We start from the raw sequence: 19,624 nt of genomic DNA on the forward strand, positions 1-19,624 counted from the left end.
CCCGCGCCGCCACGGTCGAAGGCTACAGCTGCGGTGACAGGTCGAGCTCGCGGGTGAGCTTGCGGGCGGCCACCTGCAACAGATCCCAGACGCCGCCGAACGGGGGCGCATAGGAGAGGTCAAGGAACTGCGCGTCCTGGACGCGCACGCCCAGCTGGCACCACACCGCGGCGACGTCGATGCGTTTGGCCACGTTGCCGGTTCCGATGAGCTGGGCGCCGAGCACCCGCCCAGTGCCGCGCTCCGCGAGCATCTTGACGTGCACCTTCCCCGGGCGGGGCATGTAGCCGGCCGTCGCCGTGCCCGTGAAGGTCACCGCGGCGTGCTCGACGCCCAGGCACGACGCCTCGCGTTCGCTGAGCCCGACCCGTGCCACCTCCCACGCGCACAGCTTGGTCACGGCGGTCGTGACGACGCCGGGGAACACCGCATCGCCGTCGTCGGGATGCGCCGCGATGTCGACGCCGGCGACCTTGCCCTGCTTGTTGGCGTGGGTTCCGAGCTGGACGTTGACGCGCCGCCCCGCCACCAGGTCGATCGACTCGACGACGTCACCGGCGGCCCAGATGCCGGGCACGGTGGTCCGCATGCGGCCGTCGACGACGAGGGCCCCCGATGCCCCGACGGCACATCCGGCGTCCGCCGCCAACGCCACGTTGGGCGTGCCGCCCATCGCCAGCACCACCAGATCCGCCGTGTACTCGCCCGCGTCGGTGACGACCTGCCGGCACCGTCCATCGTGCGCGCGCACCTCACGCAACTCCTCACCCAGGTGCAGGTCCACGCCGAAGCCGACCATCACGTCCTGCAGGTGCTTCGCCATGTCGGCGTCGAGGGTCCGCATCACCTGCGGGCTGCGGTCGATCAGGTGGACGCTGATCTCACGCTCGATCAGGGCCTCGGCGATCTCCAGGCCGATGTAGCCGGCGCCGACGATGGCGACGTTGTCGATGTCGTCGCGCCGGTCCAGCAGATTGCGCAGCACGACGCCCTCGTCGAGGGTGTGGACGGCGTAGCCGTGGTCGTCCATGCCCGGGAGATCCGGCACGCGCGGGTGGGCACCGGTCGCGTACAGCAGTGCGTCGTAGGGTTCGTCCCACTCCGTGCCGTCCTCCAGGTCGCGCACGCGCACGCGCCGCCGGTCGGCGTCGATCCCGACCGCCTCCGTGCGCATGTGGACGGTCATCCCGTGTTCGCGGAACTCGTCGGCACTGCGCGAGACGAGCGTCTCGGCCTCGTCGACCCATCCCGCCACGTGGTAGGGGATGCCACACATCGAGTACGACGTGTACGAACCGCGCTCGATGACGACGATCTCGGCGTCGCCGCGTCGACGCTCGATGACGGATGCGGCGGTCATCCCCGCCGCGTCTCCCCCGACGACGACGACCCTCACCGCACCGACCTCCACGCGTCGACGGTGGTCCGACGCCCGGTGGACCGGTCGACGACGCCGGCGTCCGCCGGGTACAGGCCCGCCATGCCGGGGCTCCTACCGTTGCAGCGGGTCACCGATGCGGTGCACGTAGATCCGGTTGGTGCCGCCCGACGATCCCGCGGTCCCTGACACGATCACCACGCGGTCGCCGTGGGACGCGATGCCGCCGTCGACCAGCACGCGCTCGGCGGAACTGATCAGGTCGAGGCTCTCGCCCTTCATGGGCACCAGCAGGGCCTCGGCACCCCACATCAGAGCGGTGCGGCGCCGGGCCGTGTCCTGCGGCGTCAGGCCGACGAGACGGACCGGTGGGCGGAACTTGCTGACCAGCTGGATAGACGCACCGGAGATCGAGTAGACCGCCAGCGCAGTGGCTTCGACGTCGCGCGCGACGGTGACGGCCGCCCTGGCGACGACGTTGCCGATGTCGTCGGCAGCCGCCGGCGCGTGCTCGATGTCACCGACCAGGTGGGGCGACGTCTCGGCGACCTCGCAGATCCGCGCCATGGTGCGGACAGCCTCGACCGGGTACCGCCCGGCCGCGGTCTCGCCCGACAGCATGACGGCGTCGGTACCGTCGAAGATCGCGTTGGCGATGTCGCTGGCCTCTGCGCGGGTCGGCCGGGGCGAGTTGATCATGCTGTCGAGCATCTCGGTCGCGGTCACCACCGGCTTGGCCAGCATGTTGGCCTCGTCGATGATCTGCTTCTGGATCGCCGGCACCCGTTCGGCGCCGATCTCGACCCCCAGGTCACCGCGCGCCACCATCACCGCGTCGCTCGCAGCGACGATCCTCTCGAGGTCGTCGATGGCCTCGGGGCGCTCCAGCTTGGACACCACCGGCGCCTCGCCGCCGTGTTCCTTGATCTGCCTGCGGGTCCGCTCGACATCCTCCGGGCGTCGCACGAAGGACAACGCCATCCAGTCGGCGCCGAGCTCGACGGCGACCTTGAGGTCCTCCTCGTCCTTCGCGGTCAGGCTCGGCGCCGAGACCCGGACGCCGGGCAGGTTGACGCCCTTGCGGCTCTTCGCGACGTTGCCGGCGACGACGCGGGCGACGACCTCCTCGTGCGACGCGCGGGACACGACCAGACGGATCGAGCCGTCGTCGATCAGGATCATCGAGCCCGGATCGCAGTCGTCGCCGAGCGCCTCGTAGACGACCGGGAGCTCGACCTGCCCCTCGCTGGTGTACTCGTCGAGCTCCTCCGCGCCTGGCACCAGCGTGACCTCGCTGCCGTCGGCGAGCTCGATGCCGTCGTCGGGCAGGAGCCCGAGACGGATCTTGGGCCCCTGCAGGTCAGCCAGGACACCGATGTTGCGCTCGAGATGGGTGGACATCTCGCGGACGTCGCGCAGCCGACGCGCGTGCGTGTCGTGATCGCCGTGGCTGAAGTTCAGTCGCACGACATCGATGCCCGCCTCCAGCGCGGCGCGCAACTTGTCCCTGTCGTCGAGCGCCGGACCCAACGTGGCGACGATCTTCGTCTTCCGCACGTGCCAGCCGTCCTTTCACGTCCTCGTCACACCGCCCGACGGCGCATTGCGTGGCCCGCGCTACTACGCCTAGAGTACGATCGCTGCACGCGGTCACGGTTGGTCTGCCCATCCGCCCGCGAACCCACACGCCGAGAACGACCGCCCGCGCGCCGGCGCCGCACCCTGGGTGGCCCGCGGGCGCACGCGCGCTGCTACGAAAGGGATCTCGATGCGCACATCGAAGTTGCTGGCGGTGTTGTTCGCCTTGGCCATGCTTGTGGCCGCATGTGGTGACGCTCCGGCGGAGGAGACGACCGACGACGCGGGCGGCGGGGACACCGCGTCGAGTGAGGCGCCGGACGCGAGCGAGTCGGACGGCGACACCGCGCAGGCGACCGACTTCAGCGCCTGCCAGGTGACCGACACCGGCGGCGTCGACGACCGCTCGTTCAACCAGACGGCCTTCAAGGGCCTGCAGGACGCGGAGTCCGAGTTCGGCATCAGCACCAGCGTGCTCGAGTCCGAGTCCGACGCCGACTTCGAGCCCAACATCAACACGTTCGTCGATCAGGGCTGCGACCTGATCGTGACCGTCGGCTTCCTGCTCGGCGAGGCGACGCAGGCCGCCGCCGAGGCGAACCCGGACGTCAACTTCGCGATCGTCGACTTCGACTTCTTCGACACCGAGGCGACCGAGGACGTCACCATCGACAACGTCCGCGAGCTGACGTTCGCCACCGACCAGGCCGCGTTCCTGGCCGGCTACCTGGCGGCGGGCATGACCGAGACCGGGACCGTGGGCACCTACGGGGGGTTGAACATCCCCACCGTGACCATCTTCATGGACGGGTTCCTGGCAGGCGTGCGCCATCACAACGCCGAGAAGGGGACGGACGTCGAGGTCATCGGCTGGGACGGCAGCGACGGCCTGTTCACCGGCAACTTCGAGAGCCAGGACGACGGCCGCCAGCTGACCGAACAGCTGATACAGCGCGACGCCGACATCATCATGCCGGTCGCCGGTCCGGTGGGGCTCGGCTCCGCCGCGGCGCTCGAGGACGCCGGGGAGGGCAGCCTGATCTGGGTCGACACGGACGGCTACGAGTCCGCGTCGCAGTTCTCCGACCTGATGCTGACGTCGGTCGTGAAGAACATGGACGTCGCGGTCTTCGACACCATCGCCACCGCGATCGACGGCAGCTTCGAGGGCGGCCTCTACGTGGGCACGCTCGAGAACGACGGCGTGGCGATCGCACCCTTCCACGACTTCGAGGACGAGGTCCCCGACGAGCTGAAGTCCGAGCTCGACACGCTGCGCGAGGGCATCATCGCGGGCGACGTCTCCGTCTCGTCCGCGGACTACGAGGGCTGACGGTCCACTCGGCGCCGGGAGGGCCTGGCTGACGAGCCGGCCCTCCCGGTGGCCACGAGGAGCGCACGGTGAAGCTGGAACTGCGCGGCATCACGAAGCGGTTCCCCGGCGTGGTCGCCAACGACCACGTCGACCTGACCGTTGAACCGGGCGAGATCCACGGGCTGCTCGGGGAGAACGGCGCCGGCAAGTCGACACTGATGAACATCCTCTACGGCCTGTACCACGCCGACGAGGGTGAGATCCTGATCGACGGCGAACCAGTGTCGTTCGAGGGTCCCGGCGATGCGATCGCCGCCGGCATCGGCATGGTGCACCAGCACTTCATGCTCGTCCCCGTCTTCACCGTCGCCGAGAACGTCGCCCTGGGGACGGAACCCACGAAGGGCCCGGGCGTGCTCGACCGACGGCGCGCCGCGGAGGACGTGCGGCGGCTGTCCGAGGAGTTCGGCCTGCCGGTCGATCCCAACGCCATCGTCGAGGACCTGCCCGTCGGCGTGCAGCAGCGCGTCGAGATCCTCAAGGCACTGCACCGCGACGCCCAACTGCTGATCCTCGACGAGCCGACGGCCGTGCTCACACCCCAGGAGACCGACGAGCTGTTCGACGCCGCGCGGGGACTCGTCACCACCGGCCGCTCGGTCATCTTCATCTCGCACAAGCTGCGCGAGCACCGCGAGCTCGTCGACCGGGTGAGCGTGCTGCGTCGCGGAAGGGTCGTCGGCACGGCGGACCCGAGGCAGGCCGACGACGCCGAGCTCGCCGAGCTCATGGTCGGTCGACCGGTGAGCCTGGTCGTGTCGCGCACCGAGGCGTCATCGGGCGACGTCGCGCTGTCGGTGCGTGGCCTCACCGTCCGCAACAGCGCGGGCGCGGCCGTCATCGACGACGTGAACCTCGATGTCCGGGCTCGCGAGATCGTCGCGATCGCCGGCGTCGAGGGCAACGGACAGACCGAGCTGGTGCGGGCGCTGACAGGACTGGCCGACGAGTCCACTGAGGGCTCGGTCAAGCTCAACGGCCGGGAGATGCTCGGGCTGTCGCGCAAGGACTTCATCCGCGGCGGGGTTGGCCACGTGCCCGAGGACCGCAACCGCACAGGTCTGGTCGGCGCGTTCTCGGTCGCGGAGAACCTCGTGCTGAACCGCTGGGACGCCGAGCCCTTCGCCGCCGGCCCCCGGCTGCAGTTCGCCACGATAGCCTCGCACGCGTCCGAGCTCGTCGAGGCCTACGACATCCGCACGCCGTCGATCCACACGGCGGCGGCCGCGCTGTCGGGCGGCAACCAGCAGAAGACGGTGGTCGCGCGGGAGTTCGACCGCCCGATCGAGCTGCTCGTCGCGGCGCAGCCCACGCGGGGCGTCGACGTCGGCGCAATCGAGTACATCCATCAGCAGCTCGTGGCGAAGCGCGATGAGGGCACCGCCGTCGTCATCGTCTCCTCCGAGCTCGACGAGGTGCTCGCGCTCGGCGACCGCGTCGCTGTCATGTTCCGCGGGCGGTTGTTCGGACCGTTCGACGCCCCGGTGGACAAGGATCGGATCGGGTTGCTGATGGCCGGCGGCGACACCGAGCAGGGCGTGCACGACGGGGACGCGGCATGACGACGCCCGCCGGACGGGACCCGGTCCCCGACAGCGGGGCATCGACCGACGCCGAAGAAGAGCGGCGCGAGGCTGCGGCCCGGGAGGAGGAGCGGGGTCACGCCGTCGACGTCGGCGCGTCCGTGGGCCAACGGTTCCTCGCGGCGCTGTCGGCGACCACCGTGCTGACCACGGTGCTGGCCATCGTCGCCGCGCTCGTCGTCGGTGCAATCATCCTCGCGCTGGCCTCGGAGGAGACCCGCGAGGCACTGGGCTACTTCTTCGCCCAACCGGCGGACACCTTCGCGGCGCTCAAGGAGAGCGTCTGGGATGTGTACGCCGCGCTGCTGCGCGGCGCCTTCGGTGGCGCCAACCAGTTGTCGGAGACGATCACCGCGGCGACACCGCTGATCCTGACCGGGCTGGCGGTCGCCGTGCCGTTGCGCGCCGGGTTGTTCAACATCGGCGGTGAGGGCCAGTTCCTGGCAGGCGGGGCATTCGCCGGCTACGTCGGGTTCGCGATCACCGGGCTACCGCTCGTGGTGCACCTGCCCCTCGCCGTCCTCGCCGGCATCGTGGGCGGTGCACTGTGGGGCTGGATCCCCGGCGTCCTCAAGGCCCGGACGGGCGCCCACGAGGTCATCACGACGATCATGTTGAACAACGTGGCGATCCTCGGCGTGGAGTACATGCTGTCGCTGGACGCGGTACAGCCGATCGGTCGTGACGACCCGCTCTCGCGGGGTATGCTCGACTCGGCCACGCTGCCACGCCTTGCCGGCGCCGGACGGCGCGTCAACGCGGGCATCATCGTCGCGTTCCTCCTCGCGCTCGTGCTGTGGTGGCTGCTCGAACGCTCGACCCGCGGGTTCGAGCTGACCGCAGTGGGCTTGAACCCCGAGGCCGCCCGCTCCGCCGGCATGAACGTGGCGACCACCGTCACGATCGCCATGCTCGTGGGCGGCATCGCGGCCGGCCTCGGTGGCACGTCGCAGGTCCTCGGTGTGGACGGCCGCATCAGCGCCGGTCTCGGCGGCGGTCGCGGCTTCGACGGCATCACCGTCGCGCTGCTCGGTCGCGGTGGCGTGGGCGGCACCGTGTTCGCGGGCCTGTTGTTCGGTGCCCTGGAGGCCGGTGGACGCCTGATGCAGGCACAGACGGGCACGTCGCTCGACCTCGTCAGCGTGATCCAGGCACTCATCGTGTTGTTCATCGCAGCGCCGGCGCTGGTGCAGGCGATGTTCCGCATCCAGCCGGACACGACGGCCGGGACCGACATCGCGTCGGGGTGGGGCCAGTGAGCGCGTCAGCGGTCACTGGACCGGCCTGGGGGGCGACCTGCTCGCGCGAGCGAGGAGGTCGGGCGGTGAGCGCGTCAGCGGTCACTGGACCGGCTGCTCGCGTCAGCGAGGAGGTGGGGCGGTGAGCACGGCGGTGCGCACGCCCGAGCAGCAGCGACGCGAGCGGCGCTTCGGCATCGTCTCCCTGGTGTTCGCCGCCGTGATGGGCGCGGTGTTCGCGGCGAACGGCGCCGGCGCCATCGCCACGTTCGACCTCGCCGGCCGGGGCGCGACCTTCCTCGCGGAGGTGCAGGTTCCGGTCGGCCTCACCGCCGCCGTGCTCGCCGTGATCGTCGCGGCGGTGGGCACGGTCCAACTGCTCCGTGGCTTCGGTGACCGTGCCGCCACCGCGGTCGGTGTGAGTGCCGCGCTGTTCACCCTGGCGTTCCTGGCCTGGGCGGCGCGTGACGCGACGCTCCCGCTGCTCGGACTGTTCCAGAACACCCTCAGCGGATCCGTCCCGCTCGCGCTCGGCGCGATGTGCGGACTGGTCTGCGAGCGGTCGGGCGTCATCAACATCGCGATCGAGGCCCAGTTCCTGTTCGCCGCGTTCACGGCCGCCGTGGTCGGCAGCATCACCTCGAGCGCCGTCATCGGCCTCGGTGGCGGCATCCTGGCCGGCGTGGCCGTCGGCGGTCTGCTCGCGCTGCTCTCGATCCGCTTCCGCGCCGACCAGATCGTCGTCGGCGTCGTGCTCATCGTGTTCGCGACCGGCCTGACGTCGTTCCTCAACCAGCAGTTGCTCCAGCCGTCGCCCGAGCTGAACCAGCCGACCGGGTTCTCCCGGCTCGACATCCCGCTGCTGAGCGACATCCCGATCCTCGGACCGCTGGTGTTCCGCCAGACCGTGCCGGTCTACATCATGCTGCTCGCCGTGCCGATCCTGCAGTGGGCGCTCTTCCAGAGCCGCTGGGGGCTGCGGCTGCGGTCGGTCGGTGAACACCCGAAGGCGGCTGACACGGTCGGCATCAACGTGCTCGCGACCCGTTACCGGGCGGTGATGCTGGGCGGTGCGCTGGCGGGCATCGGTGGCGGATGGTTCACCCTGGACTCCGCAGGTCAGTTCAGCCCGGGGATGTCGGCCGGGCTCGGCTTCATCGCGCTGGCAGCCATGCTGGTGGGCCGGTACCAGCCCTACGGTGCCTTCGGCGCCGCGCTCGTGTTCGGCTTCGCCGGGGAGGTCGCGACGTCGCTGACCATCCTCGACGTCGGCGTGCCGTCCACCGTCCTGCTGATGGTGCCCTACATCGTGACGATCGTCGTCGTCGCGGGGTTCGTCGGCCGGCTGCGCATGCCTGCCGCGGACGGCCAGCCGTACGTCAAGGAGTGACGTCGGTGCCCAACGGGAACGACGGCCCTACGCCACCGACACGGCGGCGAGGGTCGTCGTCACCCAGGTTGCACCAGCCTCGCCACCGCCAAGGAGCCGCTGATGGTACTGCGCAGCCCGTTGTCCGACCTCGAGATCCCCGACCTGCCCCTGCACGCGTTCATCTTCGAGCACGCTGACGCCCGGGCCGACAAGCCGGCACTGATCGACGGCCCGTCCGGCCGGACGATCACCTACGGCGAGCTCACCCGGGGCGTCGAGGCGTTGGCGGCCGGCCTGGCGGCGCGCGGGCTGGAACCGGGCGGCGTCGTGGGGATCTTCAGCCCGAACCTGCCGGAGTATGCACTGGCGTTCCACGGGATCGCACGGGCCGGCGGGACCGTGACGACGGTGAATCCCACCGCGACCACGAAGGAGCTGACACGCCAGCTCAGCGACGCGGACGCCCGGTTCCTGCTGACCGCGCCACCGTTCGTCGAGACGGCCCGGCAGGCGGCCGACGAGGCGGAGGTCGAGACCGTCTTCGTGTTCGGCGAGGCCGACGGCGCCACGCCGTTCAGCGAGCTGATGGGCGACCCCTCCTCCGCACCTGACGTGGACATCGACGCGGCTGAGGACCTGGTGGTCCTGCCGTTCTCCAGCGGGACGACCGGCCTGCCCAAGGGCGTCATGCTGACCCACCGCAACCTCGTCGCCAACGTGCTGCAGTCCGAGGCGCTGCTCGAGACGTCCGCGGACGACGTGGTGATCGGTGTGCTGCCGTTCTTCCACATCTACGGCATGACCGTGATCATGAACCTCGCCCTGCGCAACGGCGCGACCGTCGTGACGATGCCGCGCTTCGACCTCCAGCAGTTCCTCGAACTGCACGCCGAGCACGAGATCACCCAGTGCTACGCGGTCCCGCCGATCGTCCTGGCCCTGGCCAAGCAGCCGGTCGTCGACGACTACGACCTGTCGTCCGTGCGGTTCGTCATGTCGGGCGCCGCGCCCCTGTCGGCCGATCTGGCCGAGGCCGCCGCCGAGCGCCTGGGCTGCACGGTGCTGCAGGGCTACGGCCTGACCGAGACGAGCCCGGTGACCCACGTGAACCCGATCGAGCGCAACAAGCCGGGCACCGTCGGTGTCCTGCTGCCCAGCACCGAAGCCAGGATCGTGGATCTCGACTCCGACGAGGAGGTCGCGGCCGGCGACCGCGGCGAGCTGTGCGTGCGGGGGCCGCAGATCATGAAGGGCTACCTCAACAACCAGTCCGCCACCGACGCGATGATCGATCCGGACGGCTGGCTACACACCGGCGACATCGCCGTCGTCGACGACGAGGGGTACTTCTCGATCGTCGACCGGGTCAAGGAGCTGATCAAGTACAAGGGCTTCCAGGTGCCGCCGGCCGAGCTCGAGGCGTTGCTGCTGGAACACCCCGACATCTCCGACGCCGCCGTGGTCGGCCGTCCCGACGAGGAGGCCGGCGAGATCCCGGTCGCGTTCGTCGTGGCCGACGGGCTGGAGCCGGACGCGGTGCTGGCCTGGGTCGCCGAGCGCGTCGCGCCCTACAAGAAGCTCCGCGGCATCGAGATGGTCGACGAGATCCCCAAGTCAGCGTCCGGCAAGATCCTGCGGCGCGAGCTCATCGAGCGGATGCGCGATGCGTGAGCACCCCAACCTGCGGGTGGTGGACCACCCGCTCGCCCGTCACCTGCTCGCGGGTCTGCGCGACGAGACCACGGAGCCGGAGCGGTTCCGCTACCTGACCCAGCGGCTGGCGTCGGTGCTGGTGCTCGAGGCGACGCGCGATCTGCCGACGGCGACGGCGACGATCCGCACCCCGCTGGCCGACACCGAGGTCGACCGGTTGGCGGGCAACGTGATCGCCGTGCCGATCCTGCGGGCCGGCCTCGGCCTGCTCACCGCGGTGACCGGCCTGCTGCCGGACGTGCAGGTCGGCTACGTGGGTCTGGAACGCGACGAGCAGACGCTGCGGCCGTCGTCGTACTACCTCAAGGTCCCGCCGCTGGACGACCGCCCCGTTCTGCTGCTGGACCCGATGCTGGCGACCGGCGGCTCGGCCAGCTTCGCCGCGAGCCTGCTGCGCGACCGCGGCGCGGTCAACCAGACGCTGGTGTGTGTGGTCGCCGCGCCGGAGGGCGTCGAGCGCCTGACCGGCGATCATCCCGATCTGCGCATCGTGACGGCCGGGCTCGACGACTGCCTGAACGACGTCGGCTACATCGTGCCCGGGCTGGGCGACTTCGGTGACCGGCTGTTCGGCACGTTCGACGCCTGACCCGTGCCGGTCGACACCCGTCTGCTCGCGGCCACCCCGGCCGAGCTGGCTTCGGCGCTCGACGCGCTCGGGGACCCGCCGGTCGTCGGGGTCGACGTCGAACGCGCCGACGCCCACCGCTACTGGCGACGCCCGGCACTCATCCAGCTGGGCGCCGACGGCGTCGTCGTGCTTGCGGATCCCCTGGCGACGTTGGACATGTCCGTCCTCGACGCCTACCTGTCCCAGCGCACGGTCGTGCTGCACGCAATGGACAACGACATCGCGCCGCTGGCCAGCGTCGGCATCGCCGTCGGTGACATCGAGGACACGGCGGTCGCGGCCGCGATGCTCGGCCTGCCGACCGGGCTGGAGACGCTGCTCGCCGACATCCTCGACGTGCACTTCGACGGCGACAAGCAGCGCATGCAGCGTGCCGACTGGGCCAGACGCCCGCTGACCGACGACATGCTGGCGTACGCGGCGGCCGACGTCGCCGACCTGCCCCGGCTGTGGCGCACGCTGCACCGGCGGCTCGCCGACGAGGGCCGGCTCGAGTGGTACGCCCAGGAGCGCGACGCCCTTCGGGACCAGCCGCCGATCGAAGAGCGGCGGGCGTGGACCCGCATGCGCGGCGTCGGGCGGCTCGACGGCCGCGCCCAGACGCGCGCACGTGCGCTGTGGCAGACCCGCGAGACACTGGCACGCGACACCGACACCGCCCCGAACCGCATCGTCAGCGATCGCGTGCTGCTCGATCTCGCGGCCGAGCCGGTTGACGACGAGCGCCAGCTGCGCCGTGCCGGCGTGCGTCGCCAATCGGCGCGGCGGTTCGGCTCGCAGCTGCTCCGCGCGCTGCGGGACGCGACACCGGCACCAGCCACACGCCCCCACCCGCGACGCTTCGACGACCGCGAGCGGGCGTTGGTCGACGATCTGCGGGCACGGCGATCGGTCGTCGCGCAGGACGTCGGCATCGACCCTGGCGTGCTGTGCCCCAACCGCGCGTTGGAGCAGGCCGTCGCGCGCCGTGCGCAGACGCCGGCGGAGCTGCGTGATGCGCTCGAACTGCGGCCGTGGCAGTGGTCGTTGCTGGCCGCGACCTTCACCGAGGCGTTGACTGACGCCGACACGGGAACACCGACCACCTGACCCCACGCGGCAGCGAACGAGAACAGAGGATCTTCGTCAATGGCCAACGTGTTGAACCCGGACGCCCTGCATCACGAGCTGGACCGCCTGGATGGATGGGAGGGGACGGTCAAGGACGGGATCTCCAAGTCCTACACCTTCGACGACTTCGCCGGATCGATCGCCTTCGTCAACGACGTCGCCGATCACGCCGAGCAGGCCGGTCACCACCCCGACCTGACCATCAGCTGGGACACGGTCACGGTCACCTTCATCACGCACTCGGCGGGCGGCGTCACACAGGACGACATCACACAGGCACGCGAGATCGACGGCTTGTCGGTCTAGCGGCGTCCCGTCCGGCCAGGCTCGGGCGACGTCGCGACCGACGGGCGGCAACCGCGGTGCGGGTCGACAGCTGTGGCCGCCCACCCGCCCGGCCCGCGCCGTCAGCTCGACGCGAGCTGCAGCCTGCGCAGTGACGCCGGCAGCGCGAAGTGCATCTGCTCGTCGACGACGTCGAGCGTCTCCACGGATGCGCCGCGCGGCTGAGCCATCAACGCGGCGATCACCTCGTCGACCAGTACCTCGGGTGCGCTGGCGCCGGACGTGAGCCCGACCGTGTCCACGCCCTCGAGCCAGGTCGGGTCGAGCGACCGGGCGTCGTCGATCAGGCGCGCAGCGGGTGCCCCGCGCTCGAGCGCCACCTCGACCATGCGCTTGGAGTTCGACGACGTGTCGGATCCGACCACCAGCACGAGGTCCGTGCGCTCCGCGAGCACACGCGTGGCGTCCTGTCGGTTCTGCGTGGCGTAGCAGATGTCATCGCCGCGAGGCCCACGCGCGTTCGGGTACCGCTCGCGCAGCGCGGCGATCACCCGGTCGGCGTCGTCGACGGACAGGGTGGTCTGCGAGATGTAGGCCACCCTGTCGGGATCGGGCAGGTCGAGCTGCGCCACGTCCTCGGGCGTCTCGACCAGGTGCATCGCGTCCGGCGCGTGACCCATCGTGCCGACGACCTCCTGATGGCCGGCGTGGCCGATCAGCACGATGTCGTAGTCGCGCTCGGCGTACTCCCGCGCTTCGTAGTGCACCTTGGTGACCAGCGGGCACGTCGCGTCGAGCATCTGGAGCCCGCGCGCGGCGCTGCGCTCACGCACGTCCGGCGGCACGCCGTGGGCGCTGAACACCACGAGGGCGCCCTCGGGCACCTCGGTCTCGTCCTCGACGAACACGGCGCCGCGGGCCTCGAGATCGGCGACGACGTGGGTGTTGTGGACGATGGCGTGGCGCACGTACACGGGCGGTCCGTTGGCCTCCAGCGCCAACTCGACGATTCGGATCGCCCGCTCGACGCCGGCGCAGAACCCGCGCGGGGCCGCGAGGAGCACGGTTCGTGGCGTGTCGATCGTGGGTTCGGTGTGGGTGGGGGTCACACCGCCACCCTATCGCCGGTCGCGGCGCGCGGTGGGTGGGTGCCGCGGGTCGGTTGGTCCGGCACGGTGGCATACTTCGCGGAGCCTGGTTCCACGAACACGCGGCGGACCGGCCGAAGCCGTGCAGGAACCCATGGCTGCTCGGTGACGCCGCCTGACAGGCGTCGAGCGTCCCGCCGACGCACGCCCGCCCGCGTTGCCCTTTCGCGGATCACGGGCCATCATCGACGACGTCCGCGTCCGGCGCGACAGGAGACGACACCGCATGCACGTGATCATCGGCGGCTGCGGGCGCGTCGGCGCCCAGCTCGCGGATCAGCTGGCACGTGACGAGCACGACGTCGTCGTCATCGACACCGACCCGGAGTCGTTCGACCGGATCGGCAGCGCCTTCAACGGCGAGACGTTGATGGGCGACATCATCAACAAGGACACCCTGCAGCGTGCGGGCATCGAGCGCGCCGACGCGCTCGCGGCGGTCACCGATCTCGACAACGCGAACCTGATGGCCGTCCAGATCGCGCGGGAGCTGTTCGCCGTCAAGGTCACGGTCGCGCGCCTGTTCAACCCGCAGCGGGAGGAGTCGTACCGCAAGATGGGCGTGTCCTATGTCTCGGGCACACGACTGGTCGCCCGCGCGATCGTGAAGCAGCTGGACATCGACACGTTTCCGCCGCACGTCGGCTTCAGCGAGGGTGGCATCGACGTGGTCGAGCTGGTGGTCACCCGGAAGGCGCATGGCATGACGGTCAGCGAGCTGCAGAATCGCGGCGACCTGCGTGTCGCGGCGATCGAGCGCGACGGGCGCACGCGCATCCCAGCCGGCCGTGACAAGCTCGTCCACGACGACCTGCTGGTGGCGGCCATCCGCGGCGGTCGCCCCGGCCGGCGGGCCCGGGGGCTGCTGACCAGCCCCGCGACATCGAGGCGGGTGTAGCCGTGTACATCGTGATCGCCGGTGGCGGCAAGGTGGGGCGGTCGATCGCCGTCGATCTGCTGGCGGACCACCACGAGGTGACGATCATCGAGCTGATCGAGGATCGCTGCGAGGAGCTGCTGCGCGACCACGATCTGCTGGTCATCCACGGCGACGCGTGCGAGGTGCGCTATCTCGAACAGGCCCGCCTCGAGCGGGCGGACGTCTTCGTCGCGACGACCCACGACGACGACGACAACTTCGTCGCGTGCCAGCTGGCGCTCGCATCGTTCGCGGTACCGCGTGCCATCGCGCGGGTCAACGCGCCGCACAACGAGGAGATCTTCGACCGCATGAACATCGAGGCTGTCTCGACGACCTCGCTGATCTCGCGGTTGATCCGCGAGGAGCTGACGGTCGGCGAGCTGATCCACCTGTACACGCTGCGTGCGGGCAAGGTCAACCTCGTCGAGATCGACCTGCCGCCGACCGGGAACTACACCGCGCGCTCGGTTGTCGATCTCTCGCTGCCGCGCGAGTCGGTGCTCGTGTGCATCTTCCGTCTGGTCGACGGTGTCGACGAGATCGTCATCCCGCGAGGTGACACCCGGCTGCTCGCCGGTGACCAGGTCATCGCGCTGACCACGCCGGAGTTCGAGGACGAGCTGCGCGCCGCGGTCCTCGACGACGGTCGGGAGTAGGGCGATGGCCCGTCGACCACCGGTGCGGTTGCTGCGCGACCGCTGGCGCCGCTCCCCCTTCCACGGCGGGCTGCTCGGCATCGCGTCGGTCGCGCTGGCCACGGTCGCGGTGGGCGCGGTCTGTGCCGGCATCGCCCTCGTCGTCGCGCTGATCTACTGAGCCGGTTCACGCATGCTGTTCCGCCCCGACCGCCGCGACTTCAGCCTGATCGGCTTCTACACCGGCAAGGTGCTGTTCGGCGTCGGCCTGGCCATGCTGGTGCCCGCGGCGATGGCACTGGCCCTCGGCGAGCGCAACGAGCTGTACGCCTTCCTACTCGGTGCCGGCCTGGCGATCGCCGCGGGGCGGACGACCGAACTGACGCTGTACACCCGCGAGCCGATGTCGACCAGCCACGGGCTGGCCACGGTCGCGCTGTCCTGGCTGATCGCGCCGATCTTCGCCGGGCTGCCGCTGCTGCTGTCGGGACACTACGCGTCGTACCTCGACGCGTACTTCGAGGCGATGAGCGGCTTCGCCACCATCGGGTTGACGCTGGCCAACGACCTGGACCACATGGCCCGCAGCGTCAACCTGTGGCGCCACTTCATGCAGTTCGTCGGTGGGCAGGGCATCGTCGTCGTCGTGCTCACGATCCTCGCGAGCGCCGGTGGCCGGATCGGCTACCTGTACACGGGCGAGGGGCGCGAGGAGAAGATCCTGCCGAACGTGATCCGCACCTCACGGTTCATCTGGCGGGTCGCACTCACCTACTTCCTCATCGGCACCGCGCTGCTGTGGATCGCCCTGCTCGCGGCCGGGCTCGCGCCCGCGACTGCCCTGTACCACGGGGCGAACCTGTTCATGGCGGCCTTCGATACGGGGGGTTTCGCGACCCAGTCGTCGAGCGTCGCCTTCTACCGGTCGCCGTACGTCGAACTGGTGCTGCTGCCGATCATGACGGCGGGCGCGTTCAGCTTCGCGTTGCACTACCAGCTGTGGCTCGGACGCCGCTCGGAGCTGGCCCGCAACATCGAGACCCGCACGATCGCGGCGTCGACGCTGGTGATGTTCGCCATCCTGGCGGTCGGCCTCGGTCGCACCGGTACGTTCACCGACTTCGGTGTGCTGATGCGTCAGGGCTTCTTCCACCTGGTCAGCGCGCACACCACGACGGGGCTGGCCACCGTACCGGGTCGGCTGTACGTGACCGACTGGGGTGTGCTGGCGCCGGCCGTGCTGGTCGCGGCGATGGCGTTCGGCGGCATGGCCGGCTCGACCGCCGGTGGCATCAAGGCCCTGCGGATCGGCCTGATCATCAAGGCCGTCCTGCGGGACGTGCAGAAGGTGCTGCTGCCCGAGGACGCCGTCGTCGTGACCACCTTCCACTCGAGCACCCGCAAGACGTTGACCGACGTGCAGGTGCGTGCCGCCGCGACGATCCTCCTGCTGTGGCTGGTGCTGTACTTCGCAGGTGGGCTGCTCGGCCTGTTCTACGGCTACGAGCTGCAGTTGGCGCTGTTCGAGAGCACCGCGGCCGCGTCCTCGGGAGGCCTGTCGGTCGGACTGGTCCGGCCCGACCTCGAGTGGCCGCTGAAGGTGGTCTACACGGCACAGATGGTCATCGGCCGCCTGGAGTTCATCGCGGTGTTCGCCCTGTTCGGGTACCTGCTGGCGATCGTGCGGGGCCGGGTATGAGCCCCGACCCGCTTCGAGCGCGCCGGTGAGCACGTCACCGCGCCGCCGGCCGGCCCCCCGCCGCCGGGTCCTCGCCGCGACGGTCGCCCTGTTGGCGCTGCTCGGCGCCGTGATCGCGACCGGTGAGCTGTTGCGCCACCCCCACGATCCCATCAGCGGCATCCCCGAAGAGGAGCTCGCGGGAGCGGACCCGCGGGACGAACTGCTGTGCCCCGAACCGGCGCCGCGCGAGGGCCAGCAGCGCGACCTGGACGACGAGCCGTCAGCGCCGGTCCAGGTCGACAGCAACGACCTCTACGACTGCCCCGAGAGCTTCGACGGGCGCCGGGTCGTGTACCGCGGGGAGGTCGTCGGTGCACTCATGGACCGCCGCGACGGCGTGTGGACCCAGCTCAACGACGACGTGTACGCCGAACTGCTGGGCCCGCTGCCCGCCCACCGGGACTACCGCGGTGGCAACGCCGGCGTGGGGGTGCTGCTGCCGCACGACGCAGCGGCGAGGGTCAACAGCGTGGGCGGGCCCCAGACGCGCGGGGACGTGCTCGAGGTCAACGGCATCTTCCACCGCGTCGACGCGACCGGCGAGGTGGCGGTCATCCGCGCCGACGACGCGCAGCTGGTGGCCGAAGGACAGCCCTTCCCCGATCCGCCACTGACCGACCGCCGGATCGCCGCCTGGCTGGCGGTGCTGGTCGCTGTCGGTCTGACGATCACGGAGCGCGTCGTGGCCGCCCGCCGCTGACCGGGACGCGTGGCACCCTGCCCCGCCCAGCCGGGACCCGCCGCCCACGCTCCCGACACGCGTCAGCCGAGGCCGACCGCCTGGCCGGCCTTGTCGCGCTTGCCCGCGATCAACGACGACGGGCACAGCGGCTCGACCACGCAGTCACCACACCGCGGTCGCCGGGCGTCGCACACGCGCCGACCGTGCAGGATGATGCACAGGCTCGCGGGCCCCCACTGCTCGCGGGGCAGCAGCCGCATGAGGTCGCGCTCGATCCTGGCCGGGTCCTCGTGGCGCGTGAACCGGAACCTGCGGCTGAGCCGCTTGACGTGGGTGTCCACCGCGACGCCGGCGTCGGGATCCGTGGTGTGGGTGTCCGGGAAGGCCGCGCTCTGCACGACGTTGGCGGTCTTGCGGGCGACGCCCGGCAGGGTGATCAGGTCCGCCATCGTCTCGGGCACGTCGCCGTCGAAGTGCTCGAGCAGCGCCGCGCAGACCCCGCGGATCGCCCGGGTCTTCTGGCGGTAGAACCCGGTCTGGTAGATGTCGGCCTGCAGCTCGTTCTCGTCGACGGCCAGGTAGGACTGCGGATCCGGATACTTGCGGAACAGCTCCGCCGTGACCTCGTTCACCTTGGTGTCCGTGGACTGCGCGGACAGGATCGTCGCGATCAGCAGTTCGAACGGCGTCGTCCAGTCGAGCTCCACCACGCCGCCCTCGTACTCGTCGATCAACGCCTCGATCATCGCGGGTGCGCGCCGGGTCTTGCCGCTGTCGCGGTGGACGTCGTCCGGGATCTGCATGGTCGCGGAGTCTACGTCTCCCGGCGGCGGCACACCCGACCCGGGCGGGCCTCCAGAGATCAGTCCGCCGCGACCGGCAGCTCGACGCGGAACGTCGACCCGACGCCCAGTTCGCTGTCGAGCTGCAGCGTGCCGCCGAGCCGTTCCGTCGCGTGCCGCACGAGCGAGAGCCCGAGGCCGGTCCCCCCGGCCGCGCGGCTGCGGGCCTTGTCGATGCGGTAGAAGCGCTCGAAGATGCGCTCACGCTCGGCCGGGGCGATGCCCTCGCCGGTGTCGGTCACCTCGAGCACCACCATCGCCTCGCGCCGGCACAGCCGCACGGTCACGCTGCCGCCCGGCCGGTTGTAGCGCACCGCGTTCTCGATGAGGTTCGCCACGATCGACCGCACGTCGCCGGGCGTCGCGATGATGTCGCAGCGGTCCGGCAGCTCGGTCGCCACCGTCACGCGCTGCTCGGCCGCGGCGTTGTGCACCCGATCGATCTGGGCGTTGACCACCTCGACCAGGTCGACGCGGCGGCGCTCGTGGCCTTCGTCGCTCTCCTCGAGGCGGGCGAGATCGAGCAGATCGCGGACCAGCCGCGCAAGCCGGCCGGCCTCGTGCTCGATGCGTTCGACCATCCGCGTCGCGCGCGCGGGGTTGTGCCGCAGCGCCAGGTCGAGTGACTCGGCGAGCGCCTGGATGCCCGCGACCGGCGTCTTCAGCTCATGGGAGGCGTTCACGACGAAGTCCCGCCGGACCGCGGCCAACCGGCGGGCGCGGGTCACGTCGCGCACGACCAGCACGACCTCGCCCGAGCCGACGGTCGCCGTCCGGGCGGCGAGCACCGCGTCCCCGCGTTCGACCTCGACGTCGATCGTGCGGCCGATCGTCCGCGTCTCCTCGACGGCGTCGAGCAACGTCTTGGCGGGTGGGTCCGAGAACGCCTTCGCCATCTCCTCGGGATCCGCCAGACCGGGGATGCTGAACATCGCCTCGGCGGCGCGGTTGACGTAGACGAGGTCCTCGCCATCGAACAGGACAACGGCAGACGGGAGCTCCTCGAGCAACCGTTGGCTGCGGACGCGCTCCTCGACCACCTGGTCGGCCTGCGCGTGCAGCGAGGACACGACCCGGTCGACCGCCTCGGACAGCTCGCGCCACTCCTCGCGGCCGCCGAAGACCTGCCGCGCCGCGTCACCGCCCTCGGTGACCGCATCGACCCGACGCGCGAGCACGCGCGCATGGGCCGCGACGATCGACGACAGCAGCCACGTGCCGGCGCAGGCGAGGAGCACGGCGATGACGATGGCAGGCACGAGCGCGCCGAGTTGCACGCCGATGACCGCCGCCACCACCATCAGCAGCGTCAGGATCACGAGCGCCGGCGCCCCGACGCCATGCTGGGCGACGCCGTCGCCGATCCTGCCCATCAGGCTCCGCGGTGGCGT

At 70.8% G+C, this 19,624-nt stretch carries 18 protein-coding genes; 13 read left to right on the forward strand and 5 right to left on the reverse strand.

The genetic code is table 11. The features are described 5' to 3' along the window. Positions 1 to 22: 22 nt before the first annotated feature. Together VFZ70_13130 and pyk are read right to left on the reverse strand one after the other, a co-directional pair. Positions 23 to 1,396 (reverse strand): FAD-dependent oxidoreductase, encoded by a 1,374-nt coding sequence (locus tag VFZ70_13130; GenBank protein ID HEX6256741.1) that lies wholly within the window; start codon positions 1,394 to 1,396, stop codon positions 23 to 25. Between the two features lie 96 nt (positions 1,397 to 1,492). Beyond that, positions 1,493 to 2,935 carry a pyruvate kinase gene (pyk, locus tag VFZ70_13135; protein ID HEX6256742.1) on the reverse strand — a complete coding sequence of 481 codons (1,443 nt, stop codon included), beginning with the start codon at positions 2,933 to 2,935 and terminating at the stop codon, positions 1,493 to 1,495. Between the two features lie 211 nt (positions 2,936 to 3,146). Here pyk and VFZ70_13140 point away from each other — a divergent pair, with 211 nt between their 5' ends. The 8 genes from VFZ70_13140 (at position 3,147) to VFZ70_13175 (ending at position 12,284) form a co-directional block, all read left to right on the forward strand. After that, positions 3,147 to 4,289, forward strand: a complete 1,143-nt coding sequence (locus tag VFZ70_13140) for a BMP family ABC transporter substrate-binding protein (protein ID HEX6256743.1) — start codon at positions 3,147 to 3,149, stop codon at positions 4,287 to 4,289. Between the two features lie 68 nt (positions 4,290 to 4,357). Further along, positions 4,358 to 5,893, forward strand: coding sequence for an ABC transporter ATP-binding protein (locus tag VFZ70_13145; protein HEX6256744.1), 1,536 nt, complete (start codon positions 4,358 to 4,360; stop codon positions 5,891 to 5,893). Then, the gene (locus VFZ70_13150; protein ID HEX6256745.1) at positions 5,890 to 7,173 is read left to right on the forward strand and encodes an ABC transporter permease; all 1,284 of its coding nucleotides are present in this window, start codon (positions 5,890 to 5,892) and stop codon (positions 7,171 to 7,173) included. Before VFZ70_13145 ends, VFZ70_13150 begins: the two co-directional genes overlap by 4 nt. 121 nt (positions 7,174 to 7,294) lie before the next feature. After that, positions 7,295 to 8,542, forward strand: coding sequence for an ABC transporter permease (locus VFZ70_13155; GenBank protein ID HEX6256746.1), 1,248 nt, complete (start codon positions 7,295 to 7,297; stop codon positions 8,540 to 8,542). Positions 8,543 to 8,644: 102 nt separating this feature from the next. Beyond that, positions 8,645 to 10,195, forward strand: coding sequence for an AMP-binding protein (locus VFZ70_13160; protein ID HEX6256747.1), 1,551 nt, complete (start codon positions 8,645 to 8,647; stop codon positions 10,193 to 10,195). Further along, positions 10,188 to 10,826, forward strand: a complete 639-nt coding sequence (gene upp, locus VFZ70_13165; GenBank protein HEX6256748.1) for a uracil phosphoribosyltransferase — start codon at positions 10,188 to 10,190, stop codon at positions 10,824 to 10,826. Before VFZ70_13160 ends, upp begins: the two co-directional genes overlap by 8 nt. A 3-nt stretch (positions 10,827 to 10,829) precedes the next feature. Beyond that, positions 10,830 to 11,957, forward strand: coding sequence for an HRDC domain-containing protein (locus tag VFZ70_13170; protein ID HEX6256749.1), 1,128 nt, complete (start codon positions 10,830 to 10,832; stop codon positions 11,955 to 11,957). 39 nt (positions 11,958 to 11,996) lie between these two features. Then, complete coding sequence (locus VFZ70_13175; protein HEX6256750.1) at positions 11,997 to 12,284, forward strand: 4a-hydroxytetrahydrobiopterin dehydratase; 288 nt, start codon at positions 11,997 to 11,999, stop codon at positions 12,282 to 12,284. Between the two features lie 101 nt (positions 12,285 to 12,385). Here the strand turns inward: VFZ70_13175 and VFZ70_13180 are convergent, their stop codons facing one another. Continuing rightward, positions 12,386 to 13,372: a 4-hydroxy-3-methylbut-2-enyl diphosphate reductase gene (locus VFZ70_13180; GenBank protein HEX6256751.1), complete on the reverse strand. Its 987-nt coding sequence runs from the start codon at positions 13,370 to 13,372 to the stop codon at positions 12,386 to 12,388. Positions 13,373 to 13,637: 265 nt separating this feature from the next. Between VFZ70_13180 and VFZ70_13185 the strand changes: the two genes are divergently transcribed. The 5 genes from VFZ70_13185 to VFZ70_13205 are packed head-to-tail and all read left to right on the forward strand — an operon-like array spanning position 13,638 to position 17,409. Further along, positions 13,638 to 14,309, forward strand: a complete 672-nt coding sequence (locus VFZ70_13185; protein ID HEX6256752.1) for a TrkA family potassium uptake protein — start codon at positions 13,638 to 13,640, stop codon at positions 14,307 to 14,309. 2 nt (positions 14,310 to 14,311) lie between these two features. Then, positions 14,312 to 14,989 carry an NAD-binding protein gene (locus tag VFZ70_13190; GenBank protein ID HEX6256753.1) on the forward strand — a complete coding sequence of 226 codons (678 nt, stop codon included), beginning with the start codon at positions 14,312 to 14,314 and terminating at the stop codon, positions 14,987 to 14,989. 4 nt (positions 14,990 to 14,993) lie between these two features. Continuing rightward, positions 14,994 to 15,149 carry a hypothetical protein gene (locus VFZ70_13195; GenBank protein HEX6256754.1) on the forward strand — a complete coding sequence of 52 codons (156 nt, stop codon included), beginning with the start codon at positions 14,994 to 14,996 and terminating at the stop codon, positions 15,147 to 15,149. Between the two features lie 12 nt (positions 15,150 to 15,161). After that, entirely contained in the window at positions 15,162 to 16,667 is a 1,506-nt protein-coding gene (locus VFZ70_13200) for a potassium transporter TrkG (GenBank protein HEX6256755.1), read from the forward strand. 25 nt (positions 16,668 to 16,692) lie between these two features. Further along, entirely contained in the window at positions 16,693 to 17,409 is a 717-nt protein-coding gene (locus VFZ70_13205; GenBank protein ID HEX6256756.1) for a hypothetical protein, read from the forward strand. 62 nt (positions 17,410 to 17,471) lie between these two features. On the opposite strand, the gene nth is transcribed toward VFZ70_13205, so the two are convergent. Then, a complete protein-coding gene (gene nth, locus VFZ70_13210) occupies positions 17,472 to 18,194 on the reverse strand; it encodes an endonuclease III (protein HEX6256757.1) in 723 nt (240 codons plus the stop codon). Between the two features lie 59 nt (positions 18,195 to 18,253). Next, the gene (locus VFZ70_13215) at positions 18,254 to 19,606 is read right to left on the reverse strand and encodes a HAMP domain-containing sensor histidine kinase (protein HEX6256758.1); all 1,353 of its coding nucleotides are present in this window, start codon (positions 19,604 to 19,606) and stop codon (positions 18,254 to 18,256) included. Positions 19,607 to 19,624: the final 18 nt, after the last annotated feature.

Source organism: Euzebyales bacterium, from assembly GCA_036374135.1.
Lineage (GTDB): Bacteria > Actinomycetota > Nitriliruptoria > Euzebyales > JAHELV01 > JAHELV01.

Excerpts from the sequence above, each read along its gene's own strand:
- VFZ70_13140 (HEX6256743.1), top strand. The coding sequence starts at position 3,147 with ATGCGCACATCGAAGTTGCTGGCGGTGTTGTTCGCCTTGGCCATGCTT.
- VFZ70_13150 (HEX6256745.1), top strand. The coding sequence starts at position 5,890 with ATGACGACGCCCGCCGGACGGGACCCGGTCCCCGACAGCGGGGCATCG.
- VFZ70_13160 (HEX6256747.1), top strand. The coding sequence starts at position 8,645 with ATGGTACTGCGCAGCCCGTTGTCCGACCTCGAGATCCCCGACCTGCCC.
- upp (HEX6256748.1), top strand. The coding sequence starts at position 10,188 with ATGCGTGAGCACCCCAACCTGCGGGTGGTGGACCACCCGCTCGCCCGT.
- VFZ70_13175 (HEX6256750.1), top strand. The coding sequence starts at position 11,997 with ATGGCCAACGTGTTGAACCCGGACGCCCTGCATCACGAGCTGGACCGC.
- VFZ70_13185 (HEX6256752.1), top strand. The coding sequence starts at position 13,638 with ATGCACGTGATCATCGGCGGCTGCGGGCGCGTCGGCGCCCAGCTCGCG.
- VFZ70_13195 (HEX6256754.1), top strand. The coding sequence starts at position 14,994 with ATGGCCCGTCGACCACCGGTGCGGTTGCTGCGCGACCGCTGGCGCCGC.
- VFZ70_13200 (HEX6256755.1), top strand. The coding sequence starts at position 15,162 with ATGCTGTTCCGCCCCGACCGCCGCGACTTCAGCCTGATCGGCTTCTAC.
- nth (HEX6256757.1), bottom strand. The coding sequence starts at position 18,194 with ATGCAGATCCCGGACGACGTCCACCGCGACAGCGGCAAGACCCGGCGC.
- VFZ70_13215 (HEX6256758.1), bottom strand. The coding sequence starts at position 19,606 with ATGGGCAGGATCGGCGACGGCGTCGCCCAGCATGGCGTCGGGGCGCCG.